Origin of the sequence: Myroides gitamensis (genome assembly GCF_029894455.1) — a bacterium.
In the GTDB taxonomy this organism is placed as follows: domain Bacteria; phylum Bacteroidota; class Bacteroidia; order Flavobacteriales; family Flavobacteriaceae; genus Flavobacterium; species Flavobacterium odoratum.
The window spans coordinates 26,260-39,661 of record NZ_JARYHN010000001.1 but is presented as its reverse complement, the minus strand read 5'-3'; the positions used below and the strand labels follow the sequence as shown (position 1 = coordinate 39,661).

Here is a 13,402-nt window from a genome sequence, read left to right as displayed (position 1 = left end):
ATTTAAGAGACAAAATTACCTACATTTTCTTAGTATAAATAATATTTTAAAAAATTCTCTAGCAAAAGATTTATTTTAAGTTAATTTTAAGTTATATTTACTATACACTCAACCCAAAAACTAACGATATGAAGTATTTTTCACTACTAATATTACTAATCACATCTAATTTAATATATTCACAACGAATAAATCCCGAAGATGTTACAAACCTATGTTCAAACGAACAATTAGGTGGACAAACGCCTCCTAATTCCAACTACACCAACTTGCGAACCTCTTGTGGGCCATTTAATCCTCTGTCAAGTTCCTTAGTTCTTTATTATGTAGAAATTGAATCAGGATCTACCTTTACCTTTCGTATTAGTCCTAATGCACCTGTTGATTACGACTTTGCTTCTTGGAAAAACCCAAATTTTGACAATCTTGGCCCTGCCGATCGAGGCTCACAAAATGATGGAGTAGATGCTCGTCAATATGACATTGGTCTGTCTATGACAGAAACAATGCTATGTGAAGAGCCAGGTGCATCTACATGGCTAGGAAATACAGCTACTGTACCGGGTTTTGTACGATATTACGACGTACAACCTGGAGATGGTATTTTGATTGCTGTTAATCGCTGGTCTGATACCGATGCAGGGTTTACCATCTCTTTTTGACGGGAATGCCAATGCAGTACTTAATTGCGACTTTGACAAAAAAACATACGAACAATGTGATGAAAATTATGACAATAAAGAAATCTTTGATTTAGACCTTATTAAAGAAGACATCAACAATAGTGAACAAACATTTATCATCGATTTCTTCGAAGACAGAGAGGACGCAAAAAAAACAACCTCAACTAATGTCTTATCCTCTCCTTATACTGTGAAAGCAGAAGATAATCCCAAACAAATTTATGCGCGTTTTAAAAGAGCTAATGGGAATTTTCTAAAAACACTTGAAATTGAACTAGTACTTAATGAAGTACCCAAAAAACCCAAAGAGCCTTTAAAATACGCCTTATGTGTTGAAGAACTAAAAGATAAAGAAAAGATAGCCACGTTCAATTTAACCCGATTTGAAAACAAACTCAGTGAAAACAATATTGGAAAGATTGACTTCACTTATTTCGAGCCATTTAATGATACCATTCGCAAGATCAGTAACCCAACTAAATATAGCTCGATGCGTAATACCATTACCATACGCATGACCATTGACGATAAATGTCCGATCGATATTCCTTTGCAATTAGTTGTCAATGACATCGATATTAAATCGACTGCTTTCACTTATTCTGAGCTTTGTGCAACTGAAACAGAAACGGGACTGGTTTATGATTTAAATCAAACGGTAAGTACCTTATTAAGCAATAAAGACGAGATAAAATACAACATTCATTTTTTTAATTCACCTGAGGATGCAGAAAGTGAAACGAATGCCATAGAGGATCCTTCCAATCACTTGGTGCCTTACTACCAAGAACAGCTTATCACCGTTAAAATAACAGATAACAATACCTGTTCGACGCAATCTGAAATCCGCTTGCATGCCGTGCCAAGATTTAGAATGGAAGACCAAGTAACCACCGAATGTACTCCTTATAGACTTCCAGAATTGCCGGAGGGGTATGCGTATTATTTAGAATCAAATAATCAAGGAAATAACATCAAATTGAATACACCTGAGAGTATCTTTTATGGCCCTAAAACCATCTATATCTATGCGAAAAAAGACTATGGGCTTCCAAAGTTAAACGATTGTACCTTTGAAGATAGTTTCACTGTGACAACTGAAGGCTGTATCATTGCTAAAGGAATTTCTCCTAATGGTGATGGACTCAATGACAATTGGGACCTAACACCTTATGGTGTAATTAATTTGAGGCTATTCAACCGAAATGGAATTGAAGTTTACAAAAAAACAGGAGGATATACGAACGAATGGTATGGACAATCGAATGGCAGTACCAAACTACCAAGTGGAACGTACTGGTATTATTTTGAAGCTATCACGGGTGTTTATTCCGGATGGATTGAATTAATGTATTAATATTTGAAATAAAACCGTATTTTTACTATGCTTAAAAAGTTTTACTATCTTGATAGTAAAACTTTTTTTTTTAAAACAAACTTTCTAATTGACCTTGTGTCTTATGACTATACCTACAATTACATTTCAAAACTCTGGTTATTTTTCCAAATTAATGGTTGATTACCTCAACCAAGCGGAGAAATTAAAACCATTATATCAACATTTTCCCACTTTAGCTAATTTTAAACTGCAGATAGAAGCCAAACAACAGCATTTTTCAACTGAAAAACGCCGTGTTTTACACGATGCGTTAGTTGAACAATATCAGGGCATAGAATTATCCGCTGCAACCCAACAAAATATAGCTTTATTGCGAGAGGAAAACACATTTACCATTACAACAGGACATCAATTGAATTTGTTCACAGGTCCGCTGTATTTTCTTTATAAAATTGTTTCTACCATCAATTTGACGGTAGAATTGAAACAACAATACCCGGCGTACAACTTTGTTCCTGTTTTTTGGATGGCAACCGAAGATCACGATTTTGAAGAAATTAATCACTTCTATTTTCAGGATAAGAAGATTTGTTGGGATCAAGAAAGCAAAGGCCCTGTAGGTCGTTTGAGTACAGCAACCTTAGACAAAGTCTACGAAGTATTTAAAGGGCAATTAAATGCTGGGGACCATGCTAAAAAACTCAAAACTTTATTTGAAGAGAGCTACCTCAAACACGACAACTTAGCTGATGCAACCCGTTATTTAGCCAATGCATTATTTGAATTTTATGGCTTAGTTATTGTCGATGGAGATCATGTTCAGCTGAAATCTCTTTTTGCACCTAGTATACAACAAGAATTGCTGCAACAAAATGCCATTCAAGAGGTAGAGAAAACCTATGCTATTCTTGAGGATTATTTTGTTCAAGTAACCCCTAGAGACATTAACTTATTTTACATTCAGGACCAATTACGCGAGCGTATCATTTGGGATCAAGATCGATTCAAGATTAACAATACAACGCTTTCTTTCTCCAAAGAAGAGATACTAGCAGAACTGAGTAATCACCCAGAGCGTTTCAGTCCTAACGTAATTTTACGTCCTCTATACCAAGAAACCATTCTACCGAATTTATGTTATATCGGAGGAGGAGGAGAATTAGCGTACTGGTTGCAATTGAAACCAGTCTTTGATTTACATCAGGTTGATTTTCCTATGTTATTGTTGAGAAATTCAGTCTTACTTGCTACAGAAAAACAGGTCAAAAAATTAGATAAGTTACAACTTACCTGGTCTGATGTTTTTGCTCCTGCAGAAGTATTACTACAAAAGAAATCAGCCGAATTATCTGATGTTTCTTTTGACTTTGACGCACAACGTCAGGTATTACAGCAACAATTTGATCAACTCAGAGCACTTGCCCAACAAACCGATGCTTCGTTTATTGGGGCAGTAAATGCGCAAGAGAAAAAACAAATCAAAGGACTTGATCACTTGGAAAAACGCTTACAAAAAGCAGAAAAGAAAAAGAACAAAGAAGTACTTGATCGCATCTTGGCTATTCAATTGGAATTATTCCCTAAAAATAGTCTGCAAGAGCGTTACTATAACTTTGCACAGTTCTATCAAGAAACAGGAGATGATTTAATACAAAAACTAGTCGAACAGCTCCGACCATTAGATCACGATTTTGATATTATAACTTTATAAAAAAGGTAGGGGCGAATATTCGCCCCTACCTTTTTTTATACCATTTCAATAAATAACCTACTCTTTTTTTGTGTATCCCATTCCACGAGATGCAGGCCAAACGGATTTAAATCCATATTGTTCATATAATCGATAAGCTTCACCGTCTGCAATTAGGTTAATGTAGCAGGAAACAGGTAAATTTTCTTGAATATATTCATCCAATTTCTTCATAATTAGTTTACCTAATCCTTTTTTTTGATGGGCTGGTAAAACACAAATATCCACAACTTGACAATGACAGGCTCCATCGCCTATCAGTCGTCCCATGCCAATTACTTCCTTGTTGTTGGCTTCGTCTAAAATAGCAACACAACAAAGCGAATTACGCAAGCCAATAGCGGCAGCTTCTTTTGTTTTAGGAGATAATCCCGATTGTACACGTAAATTACAATACGTTTCTACTTCTATTATTTGATATACGGCTTGATATTTCATCTTATTCTATGATTCCATTAAAGGATGTAAGTACCGTCTTTTTTTTAATTCAACAAATTCACCTACTCCTTTTTATTTGTTAATTTCTATTTGGACCGTTTGTGCTTTGTGAGGTTTGTGCTTGATGTAGTTTAGGCAAATAATACTAGATTTATCATGCATGAAGGCGAATGCCATTCGCCCCTACACTCTTTTCTCTTTTCCAATAAAAAAGGCAACCTTTCGGTTGCCTTTTTTATTAGCTCTGTGCTATATCTTCTAGATGTTCATCTTTCAACGTTAATTGAACCTTTTCTACCGAGTTTCGATACATATTGACTACTTCTCCTGTATAATGTTCTAAATCGATGATATCACCTTCTTTTAATTCTTGATCAGGGCAAACTTCACTGATTAATCCCGCTAATGTATCATAATGTTCACTTTCTTCAAATTTGAAAGGCAACCAACGGTTGATATCAGAAATATTCGAGTGAGCATCCACCATGTATACGCCTTCACCTGTAGAAACTACAATCGGTTCTTCATTGTCATACTCATCTTGAATTTCTCCTACTAATTCTTCTAAAATATCTTCCATCGTAACAATACCTGTAAACTCTCCAACCTCATTGGTTGCAATTGCCATTTGCAAGTGTTTTGCTTGAAACTGTTTCAATACATTTTTAATCAATGCATTTTCCGAAATATAAATAGGCTCACGCATTAAAGAAGCAAGAGATACGTCCTCTTTTTCTTTGATCATGGCTTTCATCAAATCTTTGGTATAAATTACTCCTTTGATATCATCAAGGGAATCATCATACACTGGAAAACGAGAATACCCTTCTGTAATGGCATAATCGATGGCTTCTTTTACGCTTGTATTGATTTCAATTGCTGAAACATTTTTACGCAGCGTTTGAATATTGTTTACACGTCTATCATCAAAATCGAAAACATTTTGAATCAATAGTCGTTCTGTTTCTTCGATTGCACCACCTGCTTGACTTTCGGTGATGATCATTTTCAACTCTTCTTCTGTATGTATATCTGAACCGTGTACGGGTGTAATACCGAACATACGCAAAATACCATTTGCTAATCCATTCATCATCCAAATAATCGGTTTGAATACAAAATAGAATACACGCAACGGTAAAGCGATAGAGAATGTTGTTTTTGTAGGGAAATGAATCGCGATTGATTTTGGTGCTAATTCACCAAAAACAATATGCAAAATCGTAATAATAGCGAAGGCTATTGGAAATGAAATACTCTTGGCAACTGAATACCATTCTGGTCCAGTCATACCGAATAAATCAAATGCCTTCATGATAACGGGAGTCAATGAACTTTCTCCAACCCAACCTAATCCTAATGATGCTAATGTAATTCCTAATTGAGTTGCTGCCAAATAGGCATCTAAGTTTGCAACTATATTTTTAGCAACACCAGCTACTTTAGAGTTTAATTCTTGATGTACTTCAATTTGTGAGGTTCTTACTTTTACAATTGCAAACTCTGCTGCAACGAAAAATCCATTTAGGAATACTAAGAATAACGTAAGCAATAACTTACCAATTGAAATTTCTTCGGGAACAATATTAACGCTAGCTAATATTGTGATGATCTGGGGGTATGTGTCCATTTTATAAATTCAAAAGGTCCGCGTTCAATTTTTTTAGGGACCTGGAAGCGAAGTTTTAGTTTCATCGCCTTTTCATATCAAAATTAATAATTTATTTGATATAATATCAAGGTTAACACTCGTTTTTTTCAAAACGAGTAATTAACTAGGTATCAAGAGGGTAAAACTTTTTATTTTATACCCTATTCTACTTATATCTACTTATTTGTTCTTGTCTTTTACATTGATTTTGCATCAAAATGAAAAGGCAACATATTAAGGAGAGAAGGTGAATAACAAACAATTCCCTCTGCTCCCATAAAAAACATCTCAATAGGTTGAGCTTGTTTCACTTCATATTCTAATATACTCTGTCTGCATGCACCACAAGGTGGGATGGGATGATCCGTTACTTTTAAGTCTGATGTTGCTGAAATTGCTAGCTTTAAAATCCTTTTACCTGGATGTAAAGCTCCTGCTTGAAAAATAGCGGTGCGTTCTGCACATAAACCCGATGGAAAAGCAGCATTCTCTTGATTCGATCCTAATACAATCGTTCCATCCTCTAACAGTAAAGCAGCTCCTACGCGGAATTGAGAATAAGGTGCATAGGCGTTTTTTCGAATGGCAATCGCCTGTTCCATCAATTCTTGATCTTGTTGTGCTAATTCGCGAATCGATTCATATTCAATGAAGGTCGTTACTACTTCTACTTTTTTCATAAGTCAAACGATTAGAGATAAAAAATCCAAACTCGTTTTTGGTAAAACGGTTTGGATTAGGGTACAAATATAATACTTTTCTTTTGTTATCCTTTAGGGTATGTTTTTCTTCCTAAATCAAACGTTAGGGAAAAACGAAGTGTATTTTCTAGTGGGTTGTTGATTTTTGATGTAGAGAACAAGTACGATAAATCGACTGTAATCATACTGTATTTAAATCCTGCCCCTAGTGTTGCATATTGTCTAGCTCCTTTATTTTTATTTTCATTGAAATAACCTGCGCGGAATGCAAATGTATTGTCATACCAATACTCTGCTCCCATTGCCCAAGCAATTTCTTTCATTTCTTCACTAAAACCGCCTGGTGCATCACCAAAAGATTTAAACACTCCTTTAAACCATCCTGTGTCGTTATACTTGCGCATCTCTTCTGGATCAGTTACATCTGCTGGAGGAGTTGGCACCATTAATTTATTAAACTCGGTGGTAATCGTTAAGGTATTATAATCATCTAAAATAAAGTCAAAACCAGCTCCTAATTTTAAATTTGCAGGTAAGAAATCTCCTGTTGGTTTATCGCTATAACTCATTTTAGGACCTAAGTTTTGTAAATTAAAACCAAATCTCCAACGCCCGTCAAAGTCAGAAAAAGACATTCTATCCGATTGGTAGAATCCCGAAATATCAACAGCAAATGTACTTGCGCTTGATGCATCACCATCTCCTGTATCAGGTAATTTCAGATTGGAATTAATGAAACGCCCAGTAACAGCCATACCAAATTTCTCACTTAATTTCAATGCATAAGATGCATCAATCGCAAATTCGCTTGGTTTGTACGTTGCTCCAATACTATTATAATCTTCTCTATAAGTCACTTCTCCCATTCCAAAATAACGGAACCCTACAGAAAATGCACTTCGTTCGTTGTATTTATTGAAATAGTTTACTTGAGCAAGAGACATTCCGCTAGATATCTTAGACATATACGGCGTATAACTCATCGCAAATCCTTGATCTTTTATTGCAAAAGCGTATTTTGAAGCATTGTGTTGTTGTGAAAAAGCATCTGTTGTAGTCGCAACTCCCATATCTCCCATAGCTGCTGATCTTGCGTCAGCTGCAATCGTTAAAAAAGGAACTCCTGTTGTTATGGGATGCATATCTGTCTGTGCATACAGTGCAGATCCTCCTAGTATAGATATAACTAATGCTGTGAAATTTTTCATTCAGTTGTGTTTATAAAATTATACAAATATAATTGTTTCCTAAAGTATAACTAATTTTTCTATTTTTTCGACTTTTTTTCCCGTCTGTGATGAACATACAGTCAAGCGGTAAATATAGACTCCTTTTCCGATTCGATCTCCAAAATCATCACGTCCATCCCATTGTATCTCACGACTTAAATTTCCTTCCGTTGTGATCTGTTGATTGATTGTTTTTACAATTCTTCCCGTAATCGTCATAATCTGCACTTGAACATCCAAAGGCTCTAATGGTCTATTGTGTGTGAACCAAAACTCCGTATAATTGACAAAAGGGTTAGGGTAATTCAATACTTTTTCAATTTTTAAGGCTTCATCTTGTTTAACCAAAAACTGAATTTCGGTGGTTGACAAATTATTGTATACATCCCATACTTTAAATTGAATCGTATGCATTCCTGGATCTAACTCTTTCAGCTGGTAAGTCACCTTTCCTTTTCTGAAATTATCCAACTCAGTTTCGTAGTAATCGTTAAGTATCACACTTTTATCTTCCTTATCATCTACCACAATTACGATATCGTGTCCTATTCCGCTAGCCGTATTAATCCCACTTTCATCTTCAACAAACGCAAGAAATACAGGATTATTGTCAGTTGCTCCTCCAGAGACAAAAGATTCATTATCCATATATAGTCTCGCTATAGGTGGAGTAATATCTTTTGGTGCATTTTCATTCAGCCCGCCAATCACTAAATCATCATTATTTCCTGTATATTCAATCTCTTGATTCGAAGAATAAAAACTCACTTTCCCTTTTCCTTCATTGAGTCGAATATCTTTTGGCATGATAAAGTCAAAAGAAAAAGCCCCATTTTTTACACTGGCATTTCCTCTAAAGACTACCTCTCCTAAAGTTTGATAATCCATTACCCAAGGAATACCATTGTTCATGACATTGTCATTCCCCAATGTTTTCTTATCTAAATACTTGTCATAAATCTCAACGGCTAAACTTCCGGTGAAAGAATTGACAACATTATTTCCTTCATCTTGCACCTCTCCCTTCATCTTTACATAGTCTAACGCTTTTACAGGGTTGTTTGTTGTTAGCTGAACATCCTCTTCATTCACTTGAGACAACACTACCTTTAAATGAGGCAATGCAATTTTCAACGCCGGGTCTCCAATAAATGAAACGACATTTTTATCTCTATTCGTATATGCATTTTTAGTATGTCTCAAAGCATCCGCCATAGAATAGGTCGCAGCATGCTCAAAAAACAAATCGGTAAAGGTTCGATTCAACAATCGTCCAATATCAATTCCGATTTCTCTCGTCGTTCCAATCAAAGCGATAGCCCCACCTTTTGAATTATTAAATAATACTTCACCTCCACTTGTGTAATTCGGATCATCAAATCGACTGAACTCACACGTAATAATAGAAAAAACAGGATATTTATTTTCATTACTTAACTTTCGAGCATCTTCAATTGTGAAAACACGTTCTTGAGCTAATCCATCCTCTCCACCATGTCCTAAATAATTAATGAACAAAGCTCCTTTTTCAATAGCATCTAAGAAGTCTAACCTTGCTTGCGGATAGCGATTTCCTCCTGCGGATGTTTCTTGTACATAAGCATCAAGGTAGATTTTCTTGGCATTAAAAAACGGATTATGGGTTAAAATACGATTTACAATAGTATCCGTTTCAACTTGTAAAACGTAATCAGACGATTTATCAACATCATCCGCCATGGCAACGAGGTTATTTTTCCAACGTCCGCGTGCTTGATCTCCGTGATACGCTATTATTTTCTGAACTGCCTGATTGGCCTCATCCGAATTCTTCGCCAATATCCTTCCAACCGTAAGGTCAATTCCAAAGACTACATTATACATATCGCCTTCTCCTTCATCGAGCAAGCCATAAAAATCATCTGACATAAAGGTGGTGTACATCGAAAAGTTAGAATTGCTATTCTGCGCTTTTTTCGTTTTACTCATTCCATAATGTAAAGGCACAATATTCGCATTTTGTTCTATTCGCTGCTTATAATCATAAGACCCTGTACCGAATAAGTTAAGGTATTTCAACTCACTTCCTTTTTGTTGCATGCTCTCATAGACATAACGAACAAAGTTTCGAATTGCTGCGCCATCTTGCTGTCCAGAAGAAAACTCATTGTAAATCTGATCAACTGTTACAACCATTGGTTTTAAGTTGTTATTTTGGCGATGGAATTGCGCTAATTGTTGTGCAGCTGAAGCAAAAGCTTCATTGGTAATAATAAGGTAATCAACCGTTCCTTGTGCTTGAACTGCTCCTTTGAGGTCTTGATTGCGCACTCGACTATTATTGACCATTTTAGGCGAGTAATAATCTGTTGGAATTTCTACTTGAAAAACCTGATTGGTTCCACCATAAGCTTTGAAGCTATACTGACTTTGATTAGCCACAGGAAGTGTCGTAATAGCTGAAACATCCATAACATTCCAAATTCGATTCACTTGATTGGTATTTGTCAAGCTCCAACGAACCACGCCTTCTATTGTTTTCACCTTATTATTAGAGAAGCGATATTGTTTGGTTCCTCCTAGTAAGTTACCGGTATAGAAAAACTCGATATAATCGAGGTATCCTTTAGAGTTTGGCACTCCTCCATTTTGATACGTTAATGTTACCTCAACAGCAGGAGAACTTAAATACTCCTCTTTTTCCAAAAAGCTTTCATATCCTTTTGTCGTTGCACTTCGAATAGGGAAAAAAGTAACCGCCCCAGCAAACCTATTATTAATCGTATACGTAAAAGATGTATTTCCATACGAACTAGAAGCCGTGTTCACACCAAATGTAACGGGTTCGCTAGTTTTTAAATGCATTAACTCTAATGAAAAGCTTTGGTCATTGACAATGCCAAACTCCTCACCAAACCACTTTCTGCCCAGTTTACCTATATTAACAAGATCTTTCTCGTGAAAAACCTTTCCATCAAATTCAGTAATGGTTGCTGTTTCTCTTGCTGTAGGTTCCACAAAATTGCTAATTCTCAATCCTTGTTGTTGTCCATACGTCAGAAAGTAAATCGCTTCGTCTACATATAGGTTTTGATACGTTAAACTTTCTTCATTCCATTGATCTACACCTGTTGCATAAAACAAAACATAATCATCAGCCTCCATTGTTCCCTTAGACTCCCCTTGTACATAAATACTGTTTTCTTGTAAATCGGTCGGATAATTTGCTTGATTCACTATAGGTAGCATCGTTCCTCCTGTCCCATAAATCTGAATCGTACGAGGATCAACAGAGGAAGGAACTCCCAATTGGGTAAGAAAGTTCTTATCTAATTTGTAAATTCCCGTTTTATTCACGCCAAATTTGAACCAATTTCCCTGTTTAAGTACGGTATTGGCGTTGAGATTTCGACCTCCATTGACCAAATTTTGTCTGATATTAGGTTGAGAAGATTGATTTTCGATGAGATACGAGATGCTTTTTACTCGTTTTAAACCACCATTTGCATAGACAATCGGAGAAAAATAGACATAACTTTGAGAAATATCATGCATCCTTGCCGATTTAATTTCTATCTTTAATTCTCCTTGATATAATTTTTTCTGAGCGTCTGATAGGAAATTCGCGTCTAAATCTTCGTAACTAACTTGAAGAATTCGTACATTATTTTTAAATCCCGATGGAATATTTGATTCCAAATCTAAGTAAATTAACTTTTTATTAACATTTTCAAATGTTAAATTTTTATCTATTTTGGCGACGTCAAAATCATCTGTAGATAACGCTTGTTCGACTAATTTATTGTCCCACTTCAACTCCAATCTTCTCGACTGAGAAAAAAGTGTAAAGCAAGTAAGAATCAGTAGTGTATTAATAATTATTTTCATATATATTTGCATGAGGAAGAATTATTCCTTAGCAAAAATAATTATTTTTTCCATATACAATACACGAATAAAAAAAGCGTTATTTAGATGATCATAATTATTTTTGAACATAAAAATTAAGTTTTTTTTAAAATATTCATAGCAAGGATATTGCTAATTAATCGTTAATTCTTATATTGCGTCAAATTATTTACCCGTTTTTAACATGAAGATTAATAGACTTATGACTTTACAACTGCTTGCTGGCCTACTAGCTACAGTTGGTTTAACGAGTTGCAGTAACACAAATAATGGAGTTTCTTCTGCTACTGGTTGGAAAATAAATGATAAAAAAGGAGGCTTTCAGTACAACACGAATTTTGAACAGCAGAATCCTAAGGGTATGGTATCCATTGAAGGGGGTGCTTTTACAATGGGAAGAGTGCAAGACGACATTATGGCTGATTGGAACAACAATCCTAAACAACAGTATGTCCAATCTTTCTATTTAGATGAAGCTGAAACAACTAACATTGCTTATAACGAGTACTTATACTGGTTAAAGAGTGTTTTCCCTCCAACGAATCAAGTTTATGCAGAAATCTACAAGAGCGCTTTACCTGACACAACCGTATGGAGAAGTGGATCAGGTTTCAATGAAACACTAATTTCTAGTTATTTAAGACACCCTGCTTATTCGAACTACCCTGTAGTTGGAGTAACTTGGTTGCAAGCGAATGACTATGCGAAATGGAGAACAGACAGAGTGAACGAGTTAACGTTAGAGCGAGCTGGATATCTGAAAAAAGATGCTAAGATTATGGAAGCTTATGCTGACGCTCACTTTAGCACTGAGACATATTTAGCGAATCCGGAGGCTGTTTACGGAGGTAATACAGATATCGTATATCGCGGTGTAAAAAACAAAGCAAAAGAGGGAGAAAAAAACCTTTATGCTACAATGAACTACGGTCTTTTCACGGCTGAATACCGTCTACCTACTGAGGCAGAATGGGAATATGCAGCAATTGGAATGGCTGGAACTAGAGAATACAACAACTACCAAGGAAGAAAAACATATCCTTGGGAGAATCCTACTAAAAAATCAGGAAACAAACGCAACAATACATTGAAGTCTCAATATGCTAACTTCAAACAAGGTCGTGGAGATTATGGTGGAATCGCAGGTTGGGCAACAGATAATGCAGATATCACAAATGCTGTAAAATCTTATGCTCCTAACGATTTTGGTCTATATGATATGGCTGGTAACGTAGCAGAATGGGTAGCGGATGTATACGATCCACAAATTGATCAAATCGATACAGATTTCAACTTTTTCAAAGGGAACATTTATTACAAAAACCAAATCGGGCCTGACGGAAAACCACAAATCGTAACGGATCAAACCGTGAAATTTGATACTTTATCTAATGGGCGTTTACGCTTGCGTAACTTACCTGGACAAGTTTCTCAAATTGCTTACGATGCAGACGTAAAACAAGCGACAGGTGAAGAAGACATAGATGCGTTAGCTGAAACTTCAGTTACAAATAAAAAAGGAGACAAAATTACTAATATTTACAACGATAAGAGTCGTGTAATCAAAGGTGGTTCTTGGAAAGACAGAGCATACTGGTTAGATCCAGCTACAAGAAGATTCTATCCAGAAGATCAAGCTACTGACTATATCGGATTCCGTTTAGCCATGACTAAAGTGGGTCAAAAACAAGTGATTCGCAAAACGAAAAACTAAAATAAGATA

General features: G+C 35.7%; 9 protein-coding genes. 4 read left to right on the top strand and 5 right to left on the bottom strand.

Annotated features, from left to right (window positions below; all coding sequences use genetic code 11):
* Positions 1–128 precede the first annotated feature (128 nt).
* The 3 genes from M2306_RS00215 to bshC all read left to right on the top strand — a co-directional run bounded on the left by M2306_RS00215 (position 129) and on the right by bshC (position 3,733).
* On the top strand, positions 129–662 hold the full coding sequence (locus M2306_RS00215; protein ID WP_498882718.1) for a hypothetical protein: 534 nt from the start codon (positions 129–131) through the stop codon (positions 660–662).
* A complete protein-coding gene (locus tag M2306_RS00210) occupies positions 637–2,040 on the top strand; it encodes an FIDD domain-containing protein (RefSeq protein ID WP_498882717.1) in 1,404 nt (467 codons plus the stop codon). Before M2306_RS00215 ends, M2306_RS00210 begins: the two co-directional genes overlap by 26 nt.
* A gap of 103 nt (positions 2,041–2,143) precedes the next feature.
* Positions 2,144–3,733, top strand: coding sequence for a bacillithiol biosynthesis cysteine-adding enzyme BshC (gene bshC, locus M2306_RS00205; protein ID WP_259189767.1), 1,590 nt, complete (start codon positions 2,144–2,146; stop codon positions 3,731–3,733).
* A gap of 57 nt (positions 3,734–3,790) precedes the next feature.
* Here bshC and M2306_RS00200 read toward each other — a convergent pair whose 3' ends face one another.
* The 5 genes from M2306_RS00200 to porU all read right to left on the bottom strand — a co-directional run bounded on the left by M2306_RS00200 (position 3,791) and on the right by porU (position 11,658).
* Complete coding sequence (locus M2306_RS00200; protein WP_259189770.1) at positions 3,791–4,210, bottom strand: GNAT family N-acetyltransferase; 420 nt, start codon at positions 4,208–4,210, stop codon at positions 3,791–3,793.
* A gap of 238 nt (positions 4,211–4,448) precedes the next feature.
* The gene (locus M2306_RS00195; protein WP_115091476.1) at positions 4,449–5,840 is read right to left on the bottom strand and encodes a hemolysin family protein; all 1,392 of its coding nucleotides are present in this window, start codon (positions 5,838–5,840) and stop codon (positions 4,449–4,451) included.
* 218 nt (positions 5,841–6,058) lie between these two features.
* The gene (locus M2306_RS00190) at positions 6,059–6,541 is read right to left on the bottom strand and encodes a cytidine deaminase (protein ID WP_002987283.1); all 483 of its coding nucleotides are present in this window, start codon (positions 6,539–6,541) and stop codon (positions 6,059–6,061) included.
* Positions 6,542–6,627: 86 nt separating this feature from the next.
* Positions 6,628–7,770: a type IX secretion system outer membrane channel protein PorV gene (gene porV / locus M2306_RS00185; protein WP_115091477.1), complete on the bottom strand. Its 1,143-nt coding sequence runs from the start codon at positions 7,768–7,770 to the stop codon at positions 6,628–6,630.
* A 39-nt stretch (positions 7,771–7,809) separates the two neighbouring features.
* Positions 7,810–11,658, bottom strand: a complete 3,849-nt coding sequence (porU, locus tag M2306_RS00180) for a type IX secretion system sortase PorU (protein WP_259189785.1) — start codon at positions 11,656–11,658, stop codon at positions 7,810–7,812.
* Between the two features lie 205 nt (positions 11,659–11,863).
* Between porU and gldJ the strand changes: the two genes are divergently transcribed.
* A complete protein-coding gene (gene gldJ / locus M2306_RS00175; protein ID WP_181816710.1) occupies positions 11,864–13,393 on the top strand; it encodes a gliding motility lipoprotein GldJ in 1,530 nt (509 codons plus the stop codon).
* Positions 13,394–13,402 lie beyond the last annotated feature (9 nt).

Coding starts and splice junctions, on each gene's coding strand:
- porU (WP_259189785.1), bottom strand. CDS start 11,658: ATGAAAATAATTATTAATACACTACTGATTCTTACTTGCTTTACACTT.
- bshC (WP_259189767.1), top strand. CDS start 2,144: ATGACTATACCTACAATTACATTTCAAAACTCTGGTTATTTTTCCAAA.
- M2306_RS00200 (WP_259189770.1), bottom strand. CDS start 4,210: ATGAAATATCAAGCCGTATATCAAATAATAGAAGTAGAAACGTATTGT.
- M2306_RS00195 (WP_115091476.1), bottom strand. CDS start 5,840: ATGGACACATACCCCCAGATCATCACAATATTAGCTAGCGTTAATATT.
- M2306_RS00215 (WP_498882718.1), top strand. CDS start 129: ATGAAGTATTTTTCACTACTAATATTACTAATCACATCTAATTTAATA.
- M2306_RS00190 (WP_002987283.1), bottom strand. CDS start 6,541: ATGAAAAAAGTAGAAGTAGTAACGACCTTCATTGAATATGAATCGATT.
- M2306_RS00210 (WP_498882717.1), top strand. CDS start 637: ATGCAGGGTTTACCATCTCTTTTTGACGGGAATGCCAATGCAGTACTT.
- gldJ (WP_181816710.1), top strand. CDS start 11,864: ATGAAGATTAATAGACTTATGACTTTACAACTGCTTGCTGGCCTACTA.
- porV (WP_115091477.1), bottom strand. CDS start 7,770: ATGAAAAATTTCACAGCATTAGTTATATCTATACTAGGAGGATCTGCA.